The 24,534-nt window shown below is 48.8% G+C and carries 18 protein-coding genes; 9 read left to right on the forward strand and 9 right to left on the reverse strand.

Annotation, left to right across the window (positions count from 1 at the left end; translation table 11 throughout):
* Positions 1–5: 5 nt before the first annotated feature.
* Positions 6–734, reverse strand: coding sequence for a hypothetical protein (locus tag DQW12_RS07960; RefSeq protein ID WP_113907335.1), 729 nt, complete (start codon positions 732–734; stop codon positions 6–8).
* A 3-nt stretch (positions 735–737) separates the two neighbouring features.
* Positions 738–2,333, reverse strand: coding sequence for a GGDEF domain-containing protein (locus DQW12_RS07965; protein WP_113907336.1), 1,596 nt, complete (start codon positions 2,331–2,333; stop codon positions 738–740).
* A gap of 350 nt (positions 2,334–2,683) precedes the next feature.
* On the opposite strand from DQW12_RS07965, the gene tig reads away from it, so the two are divergent.
* From tig to DQW12_RS07995, 6 genes are all read left to right on the forward strand, one after another.
* On the forward strand, positions 2,684–3,988 hold the full coding sequence (gene tig, locus DQW12_RS07970; protein WP_113907337.1) for a trigger factor: 1,305 nt from the start codon (positions 2,684–2,686) through the stop codon (positions 3,986–3,988).
* A gap of 81 nt (positions 3,989–4,069) precedes the next feature.
* Entirely contained in the window at positions 4,070–4,696 is a 627-nt protein-coding gene (gene clpP, locus DQW12_RS07975; protein WP_113907338.1) for an ATP-dependent Clp endopeptidase proteolytic subunit ClpP, read from the forward strand.
* A 39-nt stretch (positions 4,697–4,735) separates the two neighbouring features.
* On the forward strand, positions 4,736–6,013 hold the full coding sequence (gene clpX / locus DQW12_RS07980) for an ATP-dependent protease ATP-binding subunit ClpX (protein WP_113907339.1): 1,278 nt from the start codon (positions 4,736–4,738) through the stop codon (positions 6,011–6,013).
* A 120-nt stretch (positions 6,014–6,133) separates the two neighbouring features.
* Positions 6,134–8,494: an endopeptidase La gene (gene lon, locus DQW12_RS07985; RefSeq protein ID WP_113907340.1), complete on the forward strand. Its 2,361-nt coding sequence runs from the start codon at positions 6,134–6,136 to the stop codon at positions 8,492–8,494.
* A 255-nt stretch (positions 8,495–8,749) separates the two neighbouring features.
* Entirely contained in the window at positions 8,750–9,022 is a 273-nt protein-coding gene (gene hupB, locus DQW12_RS07990; protein ID WP_113907341.1) for a nucleoid-associated protein HU-beta, read from the forward strand.
* Between the two features lie 137 nt (positions 9,023–9,159).
* Positions 9,160–11,004, forward strand: a complete 1,845-nt coding sequence (locus tag DQW12_RS07995) for a SurA N-terminal domain-containing protein (RefSeq protein ID WP_113907342.1) — start codon at positions 9,160–9,162, stop codon at positions 11,002–11,004.
* Positions 11,005–11,154: 150 nt separating this feature from the next.
* Here the strand turns inward: DQW12_RS07995 and DQW12_RS08000 are convergent, their stop codons facing one another.
* The 6 genes from DQW12_RS08000 to DQW12_RS08025 are packed head-to-tail and all read right to left on the reverse strand — an operon-like array spanning position 11,155 to position 18,100.
* Positions 11,155–12,897 carry a BatD family protein gene (locus tag DQW12_RS08000; protein ID WP_157957879.1) on the reverse strand — a complete coding sequence of 581 codons (1,743 nt, stop codon included), beginning with the start codon at positions 12,895–12,897 and terminating at the stop codon, positions 11,155–11,157.
* 17 nt (positions 12,898–12,914) lie between these two features.
* Positions 12,915–14,723 carry a tetratricopeptide repeat protein gene (locus DQW12_RS08005; protein ID WP_113907344.1) on the reverse strand — a complete coding sequence of 603 codons (1,809 nt, stop codon included), beginning with the start codon at positions 14,721–14,723 and terminating at the stop codon, positions 12,915–12,917.
* Positions 14,720–15,736 (reverse strand): vWA domain-containing protein, encoded by a 1,017-nt coding sequence (locus tag DQW12_RS08010; protein ID WP_113907345.1) that lies wholly within the window; start codon positions 15,734–15,736, stop codon positions 14,720–14,722. Before DQW12_RS08010 ends, DQW12_RS08005 begins: the two co-directional genes overlap by 4 nt.
* Positions 15,729–16,187 carry a DUF4381 domain-containing protein gene (locus tag DQW12_RS08015; RefSeq protein WP_157957880.1) on the reverse strand — a complete coding sequence of 153 codons (459 nt, stop codon included), beginning with the start codon at positions 16,185–16,187 and terminating at the stop codon, positions 15,729–15,731. Before DQW12_RS08015 ends, DQW12_RS08010 begins: the two co-directional genes overlap by 8 nt.
* Positions 16,184–17,140: a DUF58 domain-containing protein gene (locus DQW12_RS08020; protein ID WP_113907347.1), complete on the reverse strand. Its 957-nt coding sequence runs from the start codon at positions 17,138–17,140 to the stop codon at positions 16,184–16,186. Before DQW12_RS08020 ends, DQW12_RS08015 begins: the two co-directional genes overlap by 4 nt.
* The gene (locus tag DQW12_RS08025; RefSeq protein ID WP_113907348.1) at positions 17,141–18,100 is read right to left on the reverse strand and encodes an AAA family ATPase; all 960 of its coding nucleotides are present in this window, start codon (positions 18,098–18,100) and stop codon (positions 17,141–17,143) included.
* Positions 18,101–18,382: 282 nt separating this feature from the next.
* On the opposite strand from DQW12_RS08025, the gene fadI reads away from it, so the two are divergent.
* The 3 genes from fadI to DQW12_RS08040 all read left to right on the forward strand — a co-directional run bounded on the left by fadI (position 18,383) and on the right by DQW12_RS08040 (position 22,186).
* The gene (fadI, locus tag DQW12_RS08030) at positions 18,383–19,696 is read left to right on the forward strand and encodes an acetyl-CoA C-acyltransferase FadI (protein WP_113907349.1); all 1,314 of its coding nucleotides are present in this window, start codon (positions 18,383–18,385) and stop codon (positions 19,694–19,696) included.
* Entirely contained in the window at positions 19,696–21,837 is a 2,142-nt protein-coding gene (gene fadJ, locus DQW12_RS08035; RefSeq protein WP_113907350.1) for a fatty acid oxidation complex subunit alpha FadJ, read from the forward strand. The genes fadI and fadJ overlap by 1 nt, the downstream gene beginning before the upstream one ends.
* A gap of 151 nt (positions 21,838–21,988) precedes the next feature.
* The gene (locus tag DQW12_RS08040; protein ID WP_113907351.1) at positions 21,989–22,186 is read left to right on the forward strand and encodes a hypothetical protein; all 198 of its coding nucleotides are present in this window, start codon (positions 21,989–21,991) and stop codon (positions 22,184–22,186) included.
* 39 nt (positions 22,187–22,225) lie between these two features.
* Here the strand turns inward: DQW12_RS08040 and DQW12_RS08045 are convergent, their stop codons facing one another.
* Positions 22,226–24,406: a putative bifunctional diguanylate cyclase/phosphodiesterase gene (locus tag DQW12_RS08045; protein WP_198683930.1), complete on the reverse strand. Its 2,181-nt coding sequence runs from the start codon at positions 24,404–24,406 to the stop codon at positions 22,226–22,228.
* Positions 24,407–24,534 lie beyond the last annotated feature (128 nt).

Genomic DNA, 24,534 nt, shown 5'->3' on the forward strand with positions numbered 1-24,534 from the left:
CGCGTTTAGCGCAAAAGTTCGACAGGATCGAGTTCAACTTTACAAAAATCACTGGGGTAGTGATCGAACGTACTCACCCAACTGGAACCTTCACGAGACGTGCGGCCAACGCCCATCACTAATAAGTCTGCCGAGTCGTAATAAAACCCGCGGTAACTGCCGCCTTGCATACAACCAACGTTTGCGTCGAAACCATAGGCGGTAATTTGTTGGTCAACGTTAATGCGGTCGAAGTAACGTGTTTCACGTCTTAAAAAAGCGTCGAGATATTGCTCAACAACGTGGCGAATGCCCGGTAAAATATAGAAACTCCATTGTTGCACCCAACTTTCTTCTGTGGCGCCGCCCGACCAAGCAACAATAGCGTCGGCAGTTAATTTTCGCTCATAGGCAGCGGTAAATACATAATTCGCGCAGCTGTTGAGGCAGTAGTCTTCAACTTCCAGAGTAAATTGATTGCGATGCAACAAGTAACCGAGCTGCATGGCTGCCATAGGGTCACCGCCATCACTGCTAATTGCGAGTGTACGAATGCTTGAGTTTGACTCGAATAGCGCTGTTAGCTTTCGTGTTGCATCCATGTCGATTGGTCCGCGAATGACAAAGTGATCTTGTTCAAGCGCAACGTAAGTGCTGCTTTCGGCTTCTAAAGCTTGCTGGTTAGAGCAACCCGCCAGCGTACTGCCGACAATGAGAATGGCGGAAACGCTTTTCAAGAGCTTCAAAAACTGCATGGTTTATGCCTCTACTGCAAAAATAACAAATTGATTTCGGCCAGCGTGCTTGGCGTTATAAAGCGCTATATCGGCGCTTTCTACCAACTGCTCAGGAGAAGGCTCTGTTAGCATGGAAAGGTCTGCTAAGCCTGCACTTATAGTGAGCAGGGGGCTTATTTCACTCGCGCGGTGCTCGATATCTTGTTCGACCAGTGCGCAGAAAAGTTGTTCGATTCGTTGTTCAATTTCCGCAACGGATTTGTTGGGAACAAGAATAGCAAATTCTTCTCCGCCGAAGCGTGCAACGAGCTCCCCACTGCGGCGAAAATGATTTTGAAAGAGTTGTGCTACGTTCTTTAATACTTGGTCGCCGGCAACATGCCCGTAGGCGTCGTTGTAGCGTTTGAACGCGTCAATATCGATCAAACACAAACTCAGTTGGGTTTTATTGCGTAAAGCTCGGCCGACCTCATTACTGAGCGCCTGGTCAAACTGACGACGGTTAGCAATACCTGTGAGGGCGTCTAAATATGCGAGATCATTCAGCTGTTGATTAGCGCTAATTAGCTCTTGCTGAGTGACCTGAAGATCCCGAATGAAACGTTCATTTTGAATGGCATTGGCAATAATCTCACCAACAAGTTTTAATCGGCGTATATCGGCTTCGGTCCAATAGCGGGTGCGCGCCACCATGTCGCAGCCCACAACACCAATAAGCTTTTGCTGGGCGTACATGCCAATGCAGAGGACCGAGCGAATGTCTTCATTCTCAAACTCACTTTTTTCGGCGACACCCCTAGCGGGAATATCCTCAACTTGGTGAACTAAAAATAAGCCTTCAGTTTGAATACATTCAAAAAACCATGGCAAGGTTGCGGCTGCAATATCCTGTAAGTCGTCGATATGGCTGGTAATGCCCTCGCGCACCCACTCAAAGGTATTACTCATGGTGCTTATTGTGTCGTCGAATTCAAAAATATAGGTTCGGTCTGCTTGACAGAAGTCGCCTAGAGCCTGCAGTGCTTGTTGAATATGAGGCTTTGCCGCGGCGCCTTGAGCATTAATTAAGTTGGTTGAAAGCTGTGACATAAGTTTGTCAAAACTAATCATGTCTTTTAACGAAATTTCACTATTCAAAAGGTCGGAGAGTGAACGGTGATGGACGAATAGGCGATGATCGCGTTCGAAGAGTAACACAGCATTATGGGTAGCCGACGGGTTTGCTGCCAAGAGGTTGTCCTCACTATTGCGATGTACTTGTTCACTGTGTAGTGCAATAGGTTTGCCGTTCACGACAAGGTCGCGCCTTTCAATGCGTTCACCTGCTAGAGCACTGAGCAAGGGGCTTTCCACTGGAGATTTTTGCTCGGGTGCGCCAATAAGTTCGCTGTCAATGCCAAAGTGAATAGATTCGAGCTCTGCCCGGGTAGGTTCTGAACTCGAAAGATTCAGTAATCGTTGTGCAGCGTAATTGGCATAGAAAGTAGCTTGAGCTGGGGGCGTGCCGTTTTGTAAAGGTAGCGGCGGCCGCTGTGTAATCACACCCACGTGCATTTGTTCCAGCAAATTAAAGCTGAATGCCAAGAATTGCGCTCTGCCTTGAGAATCGCTAACCATTTGCTGCCGTTGCCCTTTGGTTCATATAGACTGTAGTTATAGTTATGGTCAATATTGGTTAAGATTGCAGCACTGTAACGATGGTTGTCAATGCTTTATGTGTACCTTCTGTACACACTAACGCTCTACCGCGGTTAATTTCGCCGAAAGTTTAGGCGAGTGGGTCGACTCTGTGAGAAAGCCTCGCTATAATGCTGCGTCATTTTTTCCGTAGCAGCAGTGCGTGCAAGGTAAACGTGCTGTGGGTGGCTGGCGAATCGTAAATCAAAGGCGTTCTTTAAGGGCGCCAAGCGAAAGGCAGCACCGTGTTTATTTTTTATACCTTCAAGTGATACTGAGGTAACAACGCAATGCAGGTTTCTGTAGAAACAACTCAAGGGCTAGAGCGTCGCATCACGATCGCTATCCCAGCAGACAAAATTGATGCTGAAGTAAAAAAACAAGTCGGCCAACGTGCACGTACAGTTCGTATGGACGGTTTCCGTCCGGGTAAAGTGCCTTTAAGCTTGGTTGAAAAGCGTTTTGGTCCGGCTATTCGCCAAGACGTGGTAATGGAGCAAATGCAGCGCCATTATGTAGAAGCGATTATGCAGGAAAAAATTAACCCTGCAGGCGCACCGCGTTTTGAAGCCAAGGCTGACGAACCAGGTAAAGATTTCGAATTCGTTGCGATTACTGAAGTGTATCCAGAAATCGAGCTCAAAGACTTAGACAAAGTTGCCGTAGATAAACCAGTAGCTGAAGTTACCGACGCTGACCTCGATAAAATGTTGGAAACTTTGCGGAAGCAAAATGCCGGTTGGAAAGCGGTAAAACGTGGTGCGAAAGACGGCGACCGCGTTACCATGGACTTTGTGGGTCGCGTAGACGGTGAAGAGTTTGAAGGTGGCAAAGCCGAAGATTTCGCGCTTGAAATGGGCCAAGGCCGCATGATTCCTGGTTTTGAAGACGGTGTTAAAGGCGCAAAAACCGGCGAAGAAAAAACCATTGAAGTGACGTTCCCGGAAGACTATCACGCTGAAAACCTGAAAGGTAAAAAAGCTGAATTTGACCTTACCATTAAGTCGGTAGAAGGTCCTGATTTGCCGAAGCTTGACGACGAGTTCGCCAACCAATTTGGTATTGCAGACGGTGGTCTTGAGGGCTTGAAAGTTGAAGTTCGTAAGAATATGGAACGCGAACTTGCAACAGCTATCAAAAATAAAGTGAAACAACAGGTCATTAAAGGCTTGTTAGCGGCAAATGGCGAAGTGCCTGTGCCAAACGCCATGAAGCAGCAAGAAGTAGACGTGTTGCGTCAGCAAGCGTTGCAACGCTTCGGTGGTGACGCTAAGAACATGCCTGAGTTACCAGCAGAATTGTTTGAAGAACAAGCAATTGAGCGGGTTAAGGTTGGCTTGTTGTTGGGCGAAGTGATTCGTACAAATGATATTAAAGTAGACGATGCTCGCGTGGAAAGCTTGATTGAAACAACCGCTTCTGCCTACGAAGATCCGCAGCAAGTAGTTGAGTATTACAAGCAAAACCAAGAGCTTATGCAGCAAGTTCGAAATGTTGCTTTAGAAGAGCAAGCCATTGAGCTTATTCTTGAAAAAGCGCAAGTAAGCGAAAATGCGGTAAGCTTCGACGACGTGATGAATCCTCCGGCAAAATAAGCGTTTGCTGAATTAGTCAGGAATTGGTTTAATGGCTCGGGTGGTAGCATCCGAGCCATTTTTTTTAGGAGTAATTGGACAATGCAAGATTCGTTTACAGATCCAATGGCCGCTCTTGTGCCGATGGTGATTGAGCAAACGTCGAAGGGCGAGCGTTCTTTTGATATTTATTCTCGCTTGCTGAAAGAAGGCGTAATTTTCCTCGTTGGGCCCGTTGAAGAGCAAATGGCCAACCTTATTGTGGCGCAAATGTTGTTTTTGGAGTCGGAAAATCCGGAAAAGGACATTCATTTGTATATCAACTCTCCAGGCGGTTCAGTAACCGCTGGGCTTGCTATTTACGATACCATGCAATTCATTCGTAACGACGTGTCGACGGTATGTATTGGTCAAGCAGCCAGTATGGGCGCGTTTTTATTAGCTGGTGGTGCCAAAGGTAAGCGTTTCTGTTTGCCTAATTCGCGGGTTATGATTCATCAGCCCTTAGGTGGTTTCCGTGGGCAAGCGTCGGACATTGAGATTCACGCCAAAGAAATTCTCTATATTAAAGAGCGTTTAAACCAAATGTTGGCGGACCACACTGGGCAAGATATTGAGGTGATTGCGCGCGATACGGATCGTGACAACTTTATGAGTGCAGAGCGAGCCGTTGAATATGGCTTGATCGACTCCATATTAAGTAAGCGTGACCTCAAAGCTAAATCTTAATATAGTGATACGTATTAAATAAATGTGCTGGAGAAGTAGATGACAGAAAAAACAGGTGGCAACCAACAGGGCAGCAAATCTCTTTATTGCACGTTCTGTGGCAAAAGCCAGCACGAAGTGAAAAAACTCATTGCAGGTCCTTCTGTATTTATTTGTGACGAGTGCGTCGACCTTTGTAATGATATTTTAAAAGAAGAAATTAAAGAACTAGCCGCGCAGGGCGATGGCTCACGTGTACCAACTCCGAAAGAAATTCGCGGGCATTTAGACGAGTATGTGATTGGCCAAGATAGGGCCAAACGTGTGCTTGCCGTTGCTGTTTATAACCATTATAAACGATTGCGAAATGCAGGCGTACACGATGAAATTGAGCTGGGCAAAAGTAATATTTTGTTGATTGGCCCAACCGGTAGCGGCAAAACCTTGTTGGCCGAAACCTTGGCGCGTTATCTCGATGTGCCCTTTACTATGGCTGATGCGACAACGCTTACGGAAGCCGGCTATGTCGGTGAAGATGTAGAGAACATCATTCAGAAATTGCTGCAAAAATGCGATTATGACCCGAAGAAAGCCGAGCGTGGTATTGTTTACATTGACGAGATCGATAAGATTTCGCGCAAATCGGATAATCCTTCAATTACTCGAGATGTGTCGGGTGAAGGTGTTCAGCAAGCGTTATTGAAGCTGATTGAAGGCACTGTTGCGTCGGTACCGCCGCAAGGTGGCCGAAAGCACCCACAACAAGAGTTTGTGCAAGTAGACACCTCTAAGATTTTGTTTATTTGTGGTGGTGCCTTTGCGGGCTTAGAAAAAGTAATTCAGCAGCGCTTAGCAACCGGCACTGGCATTGGTTTTTCGGCCGAGGTAAAGTCGGAGAAAGAGAAAACGTCGGTGAATGTGCTCACGAAAGTCGAGCCAGAGGATTTAGTACGCTATGGCTTAATTCCTGAGTTCATTGGCCGTTTGCCGGTGGTAGCGAGCCTTACTGAGCTTGATGAAGACGCGCTTATTCAAATTCTACAAGAGCCGAAGAATGCGCTTACCAAGCAATACGCAGCGCTGTTTGATATGGAAGATGTTGAACTAGAGTTCAGAGAAGATGCATTACGGGCCATTGCGCGTAAAGCGATGACCCGTAAAACCGGCGCACGCGGTTTGCGATCTATCGTGGAAGATGTATTGCTCGGAACCATGTATGAACTCCCTTCCATGGAAAATGTGAGTAAAGTGGTGATCGATGAAACCGTGATCAGTGGGGAATCTGACCCCATTGTTATTTATGCAAATCACAAAGAAGCACAAGCTTCCGGCGAATAAATGAACAGTTAGGGGCCTTTTGGCCCCTTTTTCTGCATTTACAATTGAACTTTGCCGTATCAGCCGCATATATATAGCATCTATAGTTAATTTCCGGACTGCTCCGAAATGGGGAATCTAATGACAGAACAGAGCGTTGAACGCTTTACAATGCCCGTATTACCTTTACGCGATGTAGTGGTTTACCCACACATGGTCATTCCATTGTTCGTTGGGCGTGAAAAATCAATTCGTTGTCTCGACGCAGCAATGGACAACGGCAAACAGATATTTTTGGTGGCGCAAAAGGATCCTGCCGTCGACGAGCCGGTACAAAAAGATATTTATTCCATTGGCTCCATTGCAACCATTTTGCAAATGTTAAAACTGCCGGACGGCACGGTGAAGGTGCTGGTGGAAGGCACACAAAGAGCCCGTATTTGTGAATGGCAGGAAGAAACCGAATTTTTTAGTGCGGAAATTGAATCGCTCGTAAGCGAGCCTCTTGCTGAAAAAGAAGAAGAGGTAATGGCGCGCTCTGCGATGAATCAATTTGAAGGCTACGTGAAGCTGAATAAGAAAATTCCGCCTGAAGTATTAACCTCCTTGTCGGGCATCGACGATGCAGACCGTTTGGCTGATACCATGGCCGCGCATATGCCATTGAAGCTAGCCGATAAGCAACATGTGTTGGAAATCACCGAAGTACGCGAACGAATTGAATATTTAATGGCGCTGATGGAAGGTGAGATCGATATTTTGCAAGTAGAACGCAAAATTCGAAATCGTGTTAAGCAGCAAATGGAAAAAAGCCAACGCGAATACTATTTGAATGAGCAAATGAAAGCGATTCAAAAGGAGCTTGGTGAAACTGAGGACGGAGTGGATGAATTTGAGGCGTTGTCGAAACGTATCGACGAAGCGCAAATGCCACAGGAAGCCGAAGACAAAACACGCGCAGAACTGCAGAAGCTGCGGATGATGTCGCCAATGTCGGCAGAAGCTACGGTAGTGCGTAGCTATATCGACTGGATGACCAGCGTACCTTGGCATAAGAAGAGCCGTGTTAAAAAAGACTTAGCAAAAGCCGAAGAAGTATTAAATGAAGACCATTACGGTTTAGAGAAAGTTAAGGAACGCATTTTAGACTATCTTGCTGTACAACAACGCAGTAAAAAGGTGCGGGGCCCCATTTTGTGTTTAGTTGGGCCACCAGGTGTCGGTAAAACCTCGCTTGGTCAGTCTATTGCCAAAGCAACCGGCCGCCAATACGTAAGAATGGCGCTTGGTGGCGTGCGCGACGAGGCAGAGATTCGCGGGCATCGGCGCACTTACATCGGCTCTATGCCGGGTAAACTGATGCAAAAAATGGCAAAAGTGAAAGTTCGCAATCCACTCTTTTTGCTCGACGAAATTGATAAAATGAGCTCGGATATGCGGGGTGACCCTGCTTCAGCGCTGCTAGAAGTATTGGACCCCGAGCAAAATAGCGCGTTTAACGACCACTATCTTGAGGTTGATTACGATTTGTCTGACGTAATGTTTGTAGCGACCTCCAACAGTATGCGTATTCCTGCGCCATTACTGGACCGTATGGAAGTGATTCGGTTGTCGGGCTATACAGAAGACGAAAAACTTAATATTGCGCGTCGTCACTTATTAGACAAACAGATGGAACGCAATGGTTTACGCAAGGGTGAAGTTGAAATTGCAGATGACGCAATACTTGGCATTATTCGGTATTACACGCGTGAAGCCGGTGTGCGTAACCTCGAGCGTGAGTTGTCTACCTTATGCCGAAAAGCAGTGCGCAGAATCTTGCTCGACAAAAAGCTGAAGAAAGTGAGTATTAGTGCGTCTGATCTCGAAGACTTTTTGGGTGTACAACGCTTCGACTTCGGTAAAGCGGAAGAGAAGGACCAAGTGGGTCAAGTGACAGGTTTGGCGTGGACCTCGGTGGGTGGCGATTTACTTACCATTGAAGCCACAACGGTGTCGGGTAAAGGGAAAACGATATTTACCGGCTCGCTTGGTGACGTAATGAAAGAGTCGATTAGTACGGCCATGACTGTGGTGCGTAGTCGTGCTGATAGATTAGGCATAGACGCCGATTTTTATGAAAAGAAAGACATTCACGTGCACGTGCCTGAAGGTGCAACACCGAAAGATGGCCCGAGTGCGGGTATTGCAATGGTGACAGCTTTGGTGTCTTCGTTAACCGGCAAGCCGGTTCGCGCAGACGTAGCCATGACCGGCGAAATTACTCTGCGTGGCGAAGTGCTAGCCATTGGTGGGTTGAAGGAAAAATTATTGGCGGCGCACCGTGGTGGTATTCGACGGGTTATTATTCCCAAGGAAAACCAACGCGATCTTAAAGAAATTGCTGAAAATGTAACCGCCGATCTCGACATTCATGCAGTACAGTGGATTGATGAGGTGCTCACCTTAGCATTGGCTGAAGATCCATTTAAACCAATGAAAGCAAAGAGAAAAACAAAGTAATTCCGGCTGTTTTTTCGGCGGTTGAATGCAAAGATGTTAAATTTTTACCAAAATTACTTTTCATCGCCGCCGACTGTGATAGCCTTAAGCAAGTTACTCGAAGCCATACAGGCCAAGGGGCAAAGGGATTCGATAAACTTTTTAATAAGCTGAATCACCGCTTGAACTAAAGGCATAAGCTTGTTATAAACTTTGCGAGCCCATTTTTTTAATGGACCATAGAACTCCATAATAACAATCTAAGGGGATGATACTGTGAACAAGTCTCAGCTAATTGACAAAATCGCAGCAGACGCAGAACTATCTAAGGCCGCTGCCGGTCGTGCTCTAGACTCAATGATCAATGCGGTAACTGAAGCACTCAAAGAAGGCGATCAAGTTGCTCTTGTTGGTTTCGGTACTTTTGCGGTACGTGAGCGTTCTGCGCGCACTGGCCGTAATCCGCAAACCGGTCAAACGATTCAAATCTCTGCCGCGAAAGTTCCAGCTTTCAAAGCAGGTAAAGCTCTGAAAGACGCTGTGAACTAAGCATTCACAGGGTGACTTCACAAAGGCGCCGAAAGGCGCCTTTGTTGTTATTAGGGTGCAAAGTTTTCAACAAAGTTGTGGTATACTCGCCAACCAAATTTTCATTAATTTTTGCTAAGCCATAAAAGAGACAGCATATGCTCGAGAGGATTCGTGAGGGTGCCCAAGGCCCTGTAGTTAAATTTATTCTTGGTATCATTATTCTCGCTTTCGCGCTGACCGGTGTGAACGCCTATCTTGGTGGCAATACCGATGTATACGTTGCGAAAGTGAACGGTGTTGAAATTTCTCGCGCCGACTTCGATCGTGCTTACCAAAGCCGCCGTGGCCAAATGGAAGAGCAATTTGGCGAAATGTTTGAAATGTTAGCGGCAGACGAAAACTATGTGCGTCAGTTACGCAACAGTGTTTTAGAAGAGTTGATTGAAGATAAACTTCTGATTCAATTCGCGTCTTCACTGGGTATGCAGCAGTCACCTGAGCAGCTTCGCGATAGCATTCGCAGTTTGGAAGATTTTCAAATTGCCGGCCAGTTTAACGTCGACCTTTATAATCGTGCATTGATGAATTTAGGCTATACACCGGCTCAGTTCGCGCAGTTTATGGGTGAGCAAAACAACCGTATGGCGCTGTTGCAAGGAACATTGCTGTCGGAGTTCGTTTTACCTTCAGAAGCGGAGCGTTTTCAAACGCTACAAAATCAGCGTCGCAGTGGCCGTTATGTAATGGTGTCTGGCGATCAGTTTGTTGAACAGGTTGAACTTTCAGAAGCAGAAATCGAAGCTTGGTATTACGACAATGTAGAGCGTTTTGAAGTGGAAGAGCAAGTCCAACTTCAGTATGTAGAGTTGTCTCTTGACAGTATCATTGCGCAAACCTCGGTGTCTGACGAGCAGGTGCGTGAATACTACGACCGCAACCCTCAAGCGTATAGCCAAGCAGAGCGTCGCCGCATAGCGCACATTTTGGTTGAGTTTGGCGACAACGAAGAAGCTGCAAGAGAGCGTGCAGACGCAGCTTTGGCGCGTATTCGTGACGGTGAAGCCTTTACCGACGTCGTTGCCGATGTGTCAGACGACACCTTTAGTGAAGGCGGCGACCTTGGTTATCTCGAGCGTGGTGCGATTGACCCAGATATTGAAGCTGCGGGTTTTGCGCTAACAGAACAAGGGGAAGTTTCAGACGTGGTGCGCTCTGAGTTTGGTTTCCACATTATTCAATTGACCGAATTTACGCCTGAAGAAACCGTAGCATTTACCGAAGTTGCGGACGAAATACGCACTAATTTGTTGCGTGTTGAAGCGGAAAACGAATATTTCCGTTTGCAGCAAGAGCTCTCGCGGTTAAGTTTTGAGGTGCCGGATACTTTGAACGACGTTGCGCAGCAACTCGGTCTTGAAGTAAAAACCAGCCCAGTGATTTCGCGCGCTAATCCGCCAGCCGGTTTCGATGCCCCTGCGTTGTTAACGCAAGCGTTTTCGGCCGACGTGACCGACCGTCAGTTGAATAGTGAGTTAGTTGAGCTCGACGAGCGCTCAGTAGTGGTTCGAGCGGAGTCTTATGAACCTGCGCGTACGCGCTCGTTAGATGAAGTGCGCGACGTAGTTGTTGAGCGCTTAACTAGCGATAAAGCGCAACAATTAGCCGTTGCGGAAGCTGAGCGCATTGCCGCGAGCTTGAGTGCGGGTGAAGCGAGCGGGCTGTCGTTTGAATATATTGAAGGTGCTGCGCGCTTTGGCTCTGAGTTGCCTGGTGCATTGCGCCAAGAACTGTTCCGTATGGCGGAAGGCGATGTTCGTTCTGTAGCTTTAAACAACGGTAGTGCTGCTGTTGTTGAGCTTACGGGTATCACTGCAGGCCAAGTGAATGCCGAGCAGGCTGAGCGGGTGAATATGCAGTTACAGAACACCTTAATTGAGCAAAGCTACGCAAGCCTCGTGGAGCAGCTGAAAGCGAAGGCAACTATTTCACGCCGTCTTTAATAACAAGAACTTGCTCATTTAAAAGGCCTGCGAATTTGCAGGCCTTTTTTATTTGCTTTCCTGAGAGTTGCCTAACGCTCTGTTGCCCTTACAGTCACTTGCACTGTTTTACACCTTCATTAACGGTGCCTTGAAATGACTGCATTGAGATCATTCAGGATACAATGAAACGGGCTGTTCGGAATTGTTAGAGCTTTTTCCTTGGTGCAATGACTGTATCGCTTGCCAGAGCGCTTTTCCGCCTGTCCATATAGGTTGGTCAGCGCTATATAGAGAACGCTCAAGCTGATCGAGCGCGTCGATAAAGCTTGCATTACTGGCAAAGGCGCTACGAAGCTGACGAAGGGTTGCAGGCCGTCCAGTGCGCGCTTGCTGCCAAGCCAGAAGCGCTTGTGCAGCGTTCTTAGCATCATTCTTAGCGCAGTGTTGCTTTAATGCATTCAGGCTCGCTCGCGCGTGTTCTGGCACTTTATTACCGTTGTTTGCTGATGTTGCACGGTGATTCTCTCGCGGCATGCTGCGTTTGCGGTAATATTGCACCCAACCAATGAGAATAGCTGAAGTGATAAGCCACAACGTGCTGATAATGATTAATAGCCTTGAATCTTGTACTGTCACAGTATCGGAAGTAGGGGGGGCGTTAGCTTCGGTTTGCACTTGCTCTTCCGTGCTTTGCGCTTCATCGGTAACGTCTGAAAGTGCCGCTGCCCGTGGCGAGGCGACGCCGCCCGGTGGGTTGATGACACTGAGCTCACGCGCAGGAACACGAGCATATTCAATTTGCTGAGTTTTTGCATTAAACCAAGCAATTTCAGTTGCTGGCAGGATATAGGTGCCAACTTTCGCCGGAATAATAACCGTGCTTATGCGCGACTGAGTAATACGGGTGCCTTGGGCGACAAAACTTTCATGCTGAGGCCGCTCTGGGTATATACGCAGCTCCTCAGGCCAAACAGGATTGGGCTCAGGAAGTTGCTCGGGCCGTACGCCTTCGGCAGTAATCACTAGTGTTCTGGTAATGGGCTCGCCGACCTGCAACACTACGGAGTCTGGGTCCCAGTCTTCTTCGATCGTTACGTTTTCGCTGACTAACCAAGGCCCAGGGAAATTCTGTGGCCGTGGTTGAATCGACAACGAAATATCGTCGGCATAAAGTGTAACTTGTTCGGGCCGAGCGAAACCAGTCAGACTTCGCGTGCTCGCTCCTCTGTATACGCCATCGAATCGAGCACCAACAATACTCAACTCGCCGCTACGTTGTGGTGTAATTGCGTATTCTTGGGTGATCACGCGGTATCGTGTGCCATTGACAATCTCCTGTCGCTCGCGGTTTTGAGTGATTTGTTCAATGTCGATATGTTCACCTTCAGGCGCAGTCATGCTGCCGCCCTCAAGAGGGATATTCGCTTGCAGGTAAAGCTCTACTTTATAAATGAGCTGTTGCTGCACATAGGCAGATTGGCTTGAAACTGTGGCCTGCAAAAAGAAGGGGCGTTGTTCGCCATCGCCGGATTGATTGGCTTCTATAACCTCGATGTCAATCGCTTGGGTTGTGTAACCCTCAATACTAAACGGCGGTATGGTATAGGCGCCCGGGCGGCGCGCCGTTAATCGCACGGTCCAGCTTGTAGTTTGGCTCGCTTGACCATTGATAATTTGCGTCGATGTGTTAATCGAGGTACTGCCCACCACAAAATCCTGCATAAGTGGCTGTGAGCTAAATGCCCAACGCGGTAAGTCTTCGTTAGCAGTAACAATGAGATTAAAAGACTCATTAACGATCACTGGGTTGCGGTCGACACGAACAGACACTTCAAGTGTATTCGCTTGACTGGCTAGGCTGGCGAATAAAACCCCGCATAAGCACAAATAACCCCATAAACTACGCTTCATTGCAGTTAATATCCTCATCAATTAAATCGTTGGCCGCGGCGCTTTTGCGCCTCTATTCTGAGCCGGTTTCTTAACAAGAATGCCGGATCGTCGGGAATGCGCCGTAACAGCTGCTCAAGTTGTGCTTTTTCTTCGTCGGATAGATTGTCCCAAGCTTCCTCGAGTGCTTCCGTGTCGACTGGCTCTTGTGGCTCTGGGTGCGCGTCGCTTTCGCTTTGTTCTTGCTGTTCTTGTTCTTCCTGTTGGGCTTCTTGGGCTTCACTGTCGGATTGCGATTGCTCGGATTGGGCATCGCTATCTTGCTCCGACTGCTCGCTCTCTGAATCCTCTTGTTGCGATTGTTGGTTTTGCTCTTGCTCTTGCTCTTGCTCTTGTTCTTGCTGTTGTTGAAGTAACTCCTCAACCAATGCTTTGTTTTCTGCGGCTTGTAACCAGTCTGGGCGTTGTTGCAATGCTTGTTCGTACGCCTTAATAGCCGATTCGAGTGCTCCGGCTTGAGCGAGACTATTGCCCTTATTGTAATGCGCCTCGGCAGTGTCGAGCTGCTCAAAGTAGCGACTAGCACGCTCATAATCGCCGGCGCGATAGGCCGCCATACCTTGCAGCATTGGATTGTCAGTGCGTTCGGCAGCCTCGGCTGCGGCTGCAAAACGTTCTTGTTGGTAGGCCGATAGGGCGCGTTGTTGTGGATTGCGAAAGAAATCTGTTAGCCGTTGGGTAAAACTCAGTGCAGGCTCCGAAAAAGGCTCTGTTTGCGTGTTCGCTTGGGCTTGTGCAAAACTCGCGGGGCTATAAAAATTAACCGAAACCAACCCTACTATGAATAGCGGAAGAAACACGCTAAAGAGCTGCAGCTGACGTGCAAGCAGTATTAACAGCGGCAGTAGGAGCAAGGCGAGGTAGGGAGCAAAGTCGACCCATTCGTCGTAGTTTCGGAGGCTGTCTTGAACTGCAGAATCAAGGGTGAGCGGGCGCAATGCTAAGAGTGCCTCAATATCTCTACTCTCGGGGTCTAAGCGCGCAAAAATGCCGCCTGTGTCGTTACTAATTTGTTCTAAGTAAGAGGGAATGAGCCGAGGAATAATAAGTGCGCCTTGCCGTGTTCTGAGCAGTTCGCCGTTTTCCGCCCGCACCGGCGCGCCGTCATTGGTTCCCGCTGCAATAATAGAGACACGATAAGAGTGTTGACGCAGAAATTGGCGAATGTCTTCCATGTGAGTACGATCAATACTTCCCGTCAGCCAAAATATATCGGCTTGTTCCATGCCTGCTTGCGACAGTAATTGGTGCGCTTCACGAAAGCCTGCCACAGGGTCGTGGCCTGCTATTGGCATCACTTCAGGGCTCAGTGCCGTGAGTAAATGGGTGAGGTTGTCAGGGTCTCGGGTGAGTGGCGCAATGGTAAATGCGTCGCCCGCGTAGGCCACTAAACCGGTTTGGCCTTCCGTTAGACCTTTAATAAGATCCTGTGCTTTAAATTTGAGCAGGCTGTGGCGATCGGGAGCTACGTCGGTTGCACGAGTCGCCATGTTCATGTCCATGAGAATGACTTGCGCGCGCTCGGTTGAAAAAACCGGTGCCTGTCGTTTTTGCCAACTTGGCCCCGCCGCGGCGATACTGGCAATTAGCCAGCACACCAGCATAAGCCATAGTGGGTTCTTGATGCTTTTCACGCGCTCAATACGGAGATGTGTGAGTAAATGCGGCGCCACCATTTGTTGCAGGCTGAATTGTTCGCGTTTTGCCTTACGCCAGAGCGGAATAAGGAAAAGCAAGGGTAACACGCTTAGCAGCCAAAGCGGGCGGATAAAGTGAAACTCAATCATGGCTTACCCTCCGTTTCAGGTGCGAGCCTTTGAGCGGTTCGTTTGTTCAGTAAAACACGCGCAATGCTGTATAACGAAATTAGTAAAAGGGCGAGTAGTAGTGGCCAATGAGCCAAACTCAGTTGTGGGCGAAAGTGCTGTTTGTCGTCTAAAATGGGTTCAAGTTCGTCGATAATGCGGTAAATTTGCTCCATTTCATTGGTGTTTCGCGCGCGGAAGTATTCGCCGCCGGTGGCTTGAGCGAGTTGTGACAAGAACACTTCGTCGAGATCTTGGCTTGGGTTAATGCGCCGGTCGCCAAAAATACCTGGAACTATAACTTCGTCGGCCCCGATACCTATAGTGTGAATTTTAACGTTGTTGTTCTTGGCCAGAAAAAGCGCGTCTTCTCCCGACAGCGAGCCGGCGTTAATCATGCCGTCGGAGAGCATAATGACCACACGTTCAGTGGCTTCGCGTTCGGTAAAATAACGGATGGCCAGACCCACCGCGTCGCCTAACGCGGTACGCTCACCAACCAAGCCAAACTGAGCTTCTTCCGCCAACGTTGCAACGGTTTCTAAGTCGGAGGTAACGGGCACATAGAGATGTGCAGAGTCTCCGTACAATACCAAGCCGATACGGTCACCCTCGCGACGGCGAATAAAGTCGGCAAGAATGTGGTGCGCGGCATATAGCCGGCTTACCCGCTGCCCGTTCATGGTCATGTCGTCCATTTGCATACTACCCGACATGTCGAGCGCAATCATCACTTCGCGGGCTTCAGTGGCTAAGGGAATGGGTGAGCCGAGCCAGCGGGGCTGCGCGGCGGCAGTCACCGTTAGCGCCCAAATAAACAATGGCAATACGTAGCGCCACCATAGGGTGGGTTGTTGTACCTTCAATTCAGGTAATCGCTTTTGAATGCCGGGAAAGTAAATGCGCTGAGTACCACGCTCTTTGCGCTTAAAAAACAGCAAAGCAAGAGGCGCGGGAATGACCAAAAGAAGCCACGGCAGGCCAAACTCAAACATGCTTCAGTGCTCCTGTTGCCTGTAGCCAACGCAATGCAAAGTTGCGGTACTGCTCAATATGTTCAGGCGCACTGCGCTGATAAAGCGCTTGGCCAAGTTCACTGCAGCTTTGCTCAGAGAGCTGCTGTGCTGCCGGCAATTGCTGGTTGAGTTGTGTAATAAATTGAACCCCCGAACTCAGTAAAATTATTTCATGGTTCGTTGAGTAGGCTCTAATGGCAACGCGCAGGCCAATACTAATGTGGGCGATATCGTTTGCGCTTTGTACCGTGCCAATGCAGGATTTTAAAAGCTTCAATTTATGTTTACGGCGCCGCAAATGCACGAACACGATCGCTACTGCAATAACCAACACGCTAAGTAGCAGCCACCAGCCAATGCCAAGCGGCCACCAGTGAACGGATTGCAATTCGCTAATGTCGTGCAACTGTTCGAGCGGATTTGCATTCATAATCGGCGTTTTCCTCTCGGCCATTGATGTTCTAACGGTAGCGCTGCAGAGATATCGATAACCTGAATGCCACTGGCTTGAAAAATGTTGTTCTGTTGCTGTTGTAGACGGCCCGCTTTGGCTTGATAGGCTTCTCGAAAATGGGCTGCTTGGGCATGCAAGATCCCGTGATAATCACCATCTTGGACTGCGAGACTTGTGTTGGCATGAAGTGGCAATTGATGCTCAAGTGGATCGCTGATCCGCACTGCAGTAACGGTATTGTGGCGTTTAAGTCCTTTCAATAAGGCAACTGAGTCGTCGTTTAAGTCGGTGAAGTCACTGATTAGGAGAACGTCGGAGCCCGGATGCACAATTTTAAGCAAACGTTGGAGTTGCATGTTTAAGTGCTCAGTTTTCACTGAGTCGATAGCCGCCGCTTCGGCATGACTACGATGGAGCAATTGAATAAATTGCATAACGCCTTTAGTGCGCGCCTGAAGTTTAATGTCATGGGCTTGTGTTTGACTAAAGAAGAGCCCGCCAATACGGTCACCACGTTGCACTGTTCCCCAAGCAATGGCGGCCGCCGTGTGCGCCGCACACACCGATTTAAATAGCAATTGGCTGCCAAACTGCATACTGGCACTCAGGTCGACACAAACAAAAACGGGCCGCTCCTTTTCTTCTCGAAAAAGCTTGGTGTGTGTTTTCCCTGTCCGAGCGGTCACACGCCAATCGATAGCGCGAATATCGTCGCCAGCTTGATAATGCCTTACTTCGTCGAATTCCATGCCGCGGCCGCGCCATGCGCTGCGCTTTGCGCCTTGTTGTGCGCTACGGCCTCGATCTGCAGAGTAGGGCGGCATAATGGGGAAACGTTGGTAATAGAGCATTTCTTTAATGCTGGCGGTAATGCCATTACTTTGCCAACGGGCTAACCAGTCGCCTGCATTTTGCACATGAGCGGTCATTTACAGCACCGGTACCTTCATTAAAATTCGGTCAATTACTTGATCTTTACTGATGCCTTCCGCTTCAGCGTCGTAGCTTAGAATAATCCGATGGCGTAACACCTGATGCAGCATACCTTGCACGTCTTCTGGCGTAACAAAGTCGCGGCCAGCCAACCAAGCTCGGGCGCGGGCGCAGCGGTCAAGTGCAATGGTCGCGCGAGGGCTGGCACCTACTTGTAGCCACTGTGCGAGCTCGTTGTCGTACTCGCCAGGTTGGCGTGTGGCCATAATGAGTGCCACCAAGTACTGCTCTACGGAGGCTTCCATATGAATATTCAACACGGCCTTACGGGCAGCGAAGATATCGCTTTGTGACACAGGCGTTACTGGAGCCGTCGGCCGACTTGCTGACTCGGCGCGATTCAAACGGAGAATCTCTAATTCTGTTGTCGCATTTGGATAATCAACCACTAAATGCATTAAAAACCGGTCGAGTTGCGCTTCGGGAAGTGGGTAGGTACCTTCTTGCTCCAACGGGTTTTGCGTCGCCATTACGGTAAACAAAGGCGGTAAGGGGTAGGTACGCTTGCCCACAGTAATTTGCCGCTCCGCCATGGCTTCTAACAGTGCCGATTGCACCTTCGCTGGGGCGCGGTTAATTTCGTCGGCGAGCACCAAGTTGTGAAACAACGGGCCACGCTGAAATTTAAACTCGCCGGTTTCGGGGCGATAAATGTCAGTTCCGGTTAAATCCGCGGGCAATAAGTCTGGGGTAAATTGAATACGATGAAAATCGCCCTCAATACCGTTCGCTAAAGCTTGAATGGCACGGGTTTTAGCAAGGCCTGGTGGGCCTTCAACGAGTAAGTGGCCGTCGGCTAAAATAGCAATCAGTAAGTGCTCGACAAGGTCTGGTTGCCCTAGAATTTGCTGTTCCAAATAATTTTTTAACTGGCTAAATTGAGCTACAGCGCTCATTCGAATGGCTCCTTTTATGGCAGGCCGCACGCCTACTGTGTATGGTGAAGAAAGCTGCTAAACGGTATTGTAAGAAGTCTATAACTCCGCATAGGCTGCTCTGACCCTAGAGGAAGGCAGAGGTTCCCAAAGCAAAACACCACTTTAGCAGCTTTTTAAATAACTCTCTGCTTTGATTAATATAAGGATAGAGTTTATAAAACCAAGGTTTCTTTCTGTGTAAGAAATCGTTAGAATCGAGAACTCATTCGTGGTCAGACCAGTAATGGATAGGGGATAAACATGTCATCACCACAACGGCCTGTTAAAACAGCAAGCGGCGACCGTATTGCCATAGTCGCGGGATTACGTACACCGTTCGCCAAGCAGGCGACGTATTTTCACGGTGTGTCGGCGCTCGATATGGGCAAAATGGTTGTGCAAGAATTGATTCAGCGGAACGACATTGATCCAGAATTGGTTGAACAACTGGTTTTTGGTCAAGTTGTGCAAATGCCTGAAGCGCCTAATATTGCGCGTGAAATTGTGTTGGGCACCTCGTTGCCAGTAAAAACAGACGCCTTTAGTGTGACGCGCGCGTGTGCCACCAGTTTTCAGTCGGCGATTAGTGTTGCTGAAGCCATGATGGCCGGCACCATTAATATCGCCATTGCCGGTGGTGCCGATTCTTCCTCCGTGCTTCCTATTGGCGTGTCGAAGAAACTTGGCCGGGCACTGGTCGACCTAAACAAGGCACGAACTTTAGGGCAGCGCTTAGCAATATTCAAACGCCTAAGCTTGAAAGATTTGTTGCCGGTACCGCCAGCGGTTGCTGAGTACTCAACAGGTTTGAGCATGGGGCAAACCGCGGAACAAATGGCAAAAAGCCATGGTATTAGCCGCGAAGATCAAGACAAACTGGCGCACCGCTCGCACACTTTAGCCCACCAAGCCTGGGAAAACGGTTGGTTAACCGACGAAGTGATGACCGCACATAATGCGCCTTACAAGACTTATTTGGAGCGCGACAACAATATTCGGGGCAATTCGGAGTTGTCGAGTTATGCCAAGCTGCGGCCCGTGTTTGATCGCAAACACGGTACTGTTACCGCAGCGAATGCAACGCCGTTAACCGACGGTGCCTCAGCCGTGCTGATGATGACCGAAAGCCGGGCGAAGGCTTTGGGGTACACCCCATTGGGTTATATTCGTAGCTATGCGTTCAGTGCCATAGACGTGCATGAGGACATGCTTATGGGGCCGTCTTACGCAACGCCGATAGCCTTGGAGCGCGCGGGTATGACGTTGCAAGACCTCGATTTAATTGACATGCATGAAGCCTTTGCCGCACAAACCTTAGCGAACGTAAAAATGTTTGCCAGTAAGAAGTTTGCAGAAGAAAAACTCGGTCGTAGTCATGCAATTGGTGAAATTGACGAGACAAAATTCAACGTCATGGGGAGCTCAATTGCATACGGGCATCCGTTTGCGGCTACCGGCGCACGCATGATGACGCAAGCTTTACGTGAGTTGCAGCGCCGTGGTGGTGGAACCGCGTTAACAACAGCGTGTGCGGCGGGTGGCCTTGGCGCTGCCGTAATCTTGGAGACAGAATAATGACTGAACAGCAACGCGCGGAACAGCAATCCGCCTTTACTTTAGAGGTGCATTCGAACGGGATCGGGGTGGTAACCATTGATGTACCCGGTGAGTCGATGAACACCTTAAAGGCCACGTTTGTCGACGAAGTTACAGAGTTGATGGCTGAAATTAAAAGCAATTCCAATTTAAAAGGGTTGGTGTTTATTAGCGGTAAGGCGTCCTCTTTTGTGGCAGGTGCTGATATTCGCATGATCAATGATTGCCGCTCTGCCGAAGACGCCGAGAGCCTTGCACGACAAGGGCAAGCGCTTTTTGATCAAATAGAAAATCTCGACATACCTGTCATTGCCGCAGTACATGGTCCAGCGTTGGGTGGTGGCTTAGAGCTTGCACTCGCATGTCATGGCCGCGTATTGAGCGATTCACCGAAAACCGTGATCGGTTTGCCCGAGGTGCAGCTTGGGCTGCTCCCCGGCTCGGGCGGAACGCAACGCTTACCGCGTGCTGTCGGAATTCAGCAAGGGCTCACCATGATGCTAACAGGGAAGCAGTTGCGCCCTTCTCAGGCTCGCAAGCTCGGCTTAGCCAACGAAGTAGTTCCGCAAAGTATTCTGCTACAAGCGGCTATGGAATTGGCACTGAAAGGCAAGCCTGCGCAACCAAAACCTAAGTTAAATACAATGGGCAAGCTCCTTGAAGGGCCGCTCAAAAGTGTTTTATTCAACAAAGCTCGCGAACAGGCACAAAAGAAAGCGTTGAATAATTACCCGGCGATTGACCGCATTATAGACACGGTGCGCGTGGGCGTGACCAAGGGCATGAAGGCGGGGTTAGCATACGAAGCCAAGCAGTTTGGCGAGCTCGCGATGACCCCAGAGTCGAAGCAACTTCGCGGTATTTTCTTTGCCACTACAGAAATGAAAAAAGAGACGGGTGCCGAGGGTACGCAGCCTGCAAAAGTAAAGAAAGCAGCGGTGCTCGGTGGTGGCTTGATGGGCGGTGGTATTGCTCACGTTACTATTACCAAAGCTAAAATTCCGGTGCGTTTGAAAGACATTAATCAAGACGGTATCCGCAATGCTTTGGGGTATCACCATAAGCTGTTGTCGCCGCGCTTGAAGCGCCGGCATATCAGTAAGGCCGAGTTTGAGAAGCAAATTCTTATGCTGACCGGTAGCCTCGACTACTCTGGCTTTCGAAATGCCGATATTGTAGTGGAAGCGGTTTTTGAAGACTTGGAACTGAAGCAGAAAATGGTGGCAGACATTGAAGAGCATGCTGCTGAGCATACCATTTTTGCGACCAATACATCTTCGTTGCCGATTACGCAGATTGCAGCGAAGGCCGAACGCCCCGAGCAGGTTATTGGCTTACATTATTTCTCTCCGGTTGAAAAAATGCCGTTGGCAGAAATTATTACGCATGCCGGAACCTCGCCGGAAACCATTGCCACTACGGTTGAATTTGCCAAGAAGCAAGGTAAAACCCCAATTGTAGTCGCCGACGGTGCCGGTTTTTATGTGAACCGCATTCTTGCGCCATATATGAACGAGGCCGCACGCTTATTGCTCGCCGGAGAACCTATTGAGGCGCTCGATAAAGCGCTGGTGAAGTTTGGTTTCCCAGTTGGGCCGGTTGCATTGCTTGACGAAGTAGGGATCGATGTAGCAAGTAAAGTGGCCCCAATTCTTCGTAATGAGCTTGGCGATCGCTTTGAAGCTCCTGATGCATTTAGCAAGCTACTCGACGACGGCCGCAAAGGGCGTAAAACCGAGAAAGGTTTTTACCAATATGGCGCTAAGGTGAAGGGTAAGCAGGTAGACACCAGTGTTTACCAAGTGCTGGGCATTCAACCGAGTGCAAAACGCAAGGCTAGCGATATAGCCGAGCGTTGTGTATTGCCTATGTTGAATGAAGCCGCATGGTGCTTACAAGAGTCGATTATTCGCTCGCCGCGTGACGGTGATATTGGTGCCATTTTCGGTATTGGCTTTCCGCCGTTTCGCGGTGGCCCGTTCCGTTACATGGACACATTGGGGGTACAGCAGGTTGTTGCTCGCCTTAATGCACTTGCAGAACAAGAAGGTGAGCGCTTCAAGCCTTGTGAGCTACTGGTGAAGATGGCGGCGCAAAACGAGTCTTTCTATAACGACTAATAGCGAACAATAGGCAGCTCGTGTTAAGGCCACCGAGGTAACGAAGATGTTACTCGGTGGCTTTTTTTTGCCATAACATCAGTGAGAATGCGATGGCTTGAGGTCTTTTGTATAATAAGCCCTGTTGTACCGCTCATGTTGGGGGTTAGAAATGCTACTTTTTATTCCTATTGCAATTGTGTCTTCTGTTTACTGCTACATTCAGGCGCATAAATATGCCATGGGGCCGCGTCGCTGGGGGCTGCTCGCACTTTGTTTTGGCCCTTTTATTTTGCCCATGTTCCGTACCCACAAGCAGTTTCGTTTATTAAAGGCGCTCGGCCCTCAAGGGGTTCGCTTTAACGCCTAGTTTGTCGTGTTTGGGGTGAGTGCTGTTTTGGTGTTCCGCTCACGCTTGGATAGGTTCTGCGAAGGTTTCGAAACGCTCGGCGCTCAAGGGCTTTGAGAAATAGAAACCTTGAATGGTTTCGCACTTTAAGGTACTTAAAATGGTGACTTGTTCGGCAGCTTCAACGCCTTCAGCAACCACTGTGAGTCCTAAATTATGTGCCATTGCAATGATCGACGCGACCATGTTTCGTTCGCGCGCACTCTTTTGAATGTCGTCTATAAACACTTTGTCTATTTTCAGGCAATGAATGGGGAAGCGTTTTAAATAAGCCAAAGAGGAATAGCCTGTGCCAAAGTCGTCGAGCGCCAAGTTAATTCCTAACCGCTGCAGTGCACTCATCGTTCGAATGGCCCGTTCAGGATCCGTCATCACCATGCCTTCGGTAATTTCTAATTCGAGTGATTGAGGTGGCAAACCGGTGCGTTGCAGAATACCTTCAATGCGCTCTGCGAGATCCGGCTGATTAAACTGCCGAGCAGACAAATTCACCGCCACACGACCTTTAAATAATCCTTTTGCCAGCCAGCGTTTGGCGTCAATACAGGCTTGTTCGAGTACACGCTCGCCAAGCTCTACGATCATGCCGGTTTCCTCAGCGAGCGGAATAAAGTCGGCAGGGCTGAGGGAGCCGCTGTGCGGAACTTGAATTCGTGCGAGTGCTTCAATTCCTTCTATACTTCCGTTTTGCAGGTTCATTTTGGGTTGATAATGCACATGCAAGCCGTCTTCTTTTAAACTTTGGCGGAGTTGGTTCTCTAGCTTGAGGCGTTGAACGGCTTTTTGGTTCATAGACTCACTAAAGAACTGGTAGCTGTTACCACCGCGATATTTTGCGTGATACATGGCAGTGTCGGCGTTTTGCAGTAGTTCGAGAGAGGAATCGCCGTCGACGGGATACATCACCACGCCCAAGGAACCGTTCACTACCAGTTCCTGTTCGTCGATGGTAAAGGGCTCATGAAGAATATTTACAATCTCTTCGGCAATACTCGCAACACCGCTCAAGTCGTTAACGTCTTCAATCACAATTGCAAATTCATCACCGCCAAGTCGATACAGGGTGTCTTGCGCCGTTAATAAAGAGCTTAATCGCTCAGCAACTTGGCAAAGTAGAATGTCGCCTATATCGTGACTCAAAGAGTCATTGATTTTCTTGAAGTTATCGAGATCAAAAACCAGCAATGCATGATGAATGCGTTTTCGCACTAAAGTAGAGTGGCTTACCTGAAAGTAAGAGCGGTTAGGCAGCCCCGTTAGGGTATCGGTATTCGCGAGCCGACGAAGTTCTGTTTCGGTAGACTTGCGCAACGTAATATCGGCGAAACTCAGAACAAAATGGGTCACAGCTCCGTCTTCACGCCGAATAGCGTCAATGCTAATGTCGATGGTGTAACGCTCGCCGTTGGCGCGAATGTCGTCTACTTCACCACGCCAACTTAAGTGCGTTTGTAGTTGGTCTTTAATGTGTTCGGTAAATTGTTCCGAGTACAGCGACAAACGAAACGGCTTACCTATGGCGTCTTCCCGGGCAATACCGGTAATACGCTCAAACGCATCGTTTACTTCCACCGCATTAAGCTCGTGGTCATAAATACACACACCATCGGAGATGTTGGTAAAAGACGCGGCAAATAAACGAACCCGCTCTTGTGCTGTAAAGAGCTCGTTCACATCTTTTAGTGTTCCGGTCATTCTTAAGGCGGTCCCTTCTAAACTGCGTTCCACGACTTTCCCGCGGTCGAGTACCCAGCGCCAGTTGCCGTCTTTCGCTTGCACCCGATAAGTAAGTTCAAAATGCTCACTATGACCACCCAAATGCTGGATTAAAGCGTCTTTCACCGGTAATAAATCGTCGGGGTGGATGGGTGCGCCTCCCTTTAGTTGCCTGAGGCCGTCGAAAGGAAAAGCGGCAAATACTTGCCAATCATTCTGACAGTGTAGGGTTTCGGTATCGATTTCCCAGTCCCAGAGTTGGTCGCCACTCCCCCACAGCGAAAGTTTTAAACGCTCTTCGCTAGCGCGTAACTTACCAATGGTGAGTCGGCGTTTTTGAATGGAGTCGTAGGCAAAGCCAACCACAGTAACCAAAATGAAAACGAGGGTAGCGATAGTCCAGCCGGACTGCCACCAAGGAGGTGTTATTAATTCAGCAGGAACGGTGAGTTCAGTGGCAAACACAGCTCCCTTTGCAGGAAGCAATGCGGTTACGAAAAAGAGCAAAACAAAATGAAGGAGGCTAGAAAAATAAAAGCCTCGCAAAAAAAAGTAATTAGCGCGCACTTAAACCTCAGTGTAGGCTGCGTTCC

It is taken from the genome of Aliidiomarina celeris (assembly GCF_003316875.1).
Lineage (GTDB): Bacteria > Pseudomonadota > Gammaproteobacteria > Enterobacterales > Alteromonadaceae > Aliidiomarina > Aliidiomarina celeris.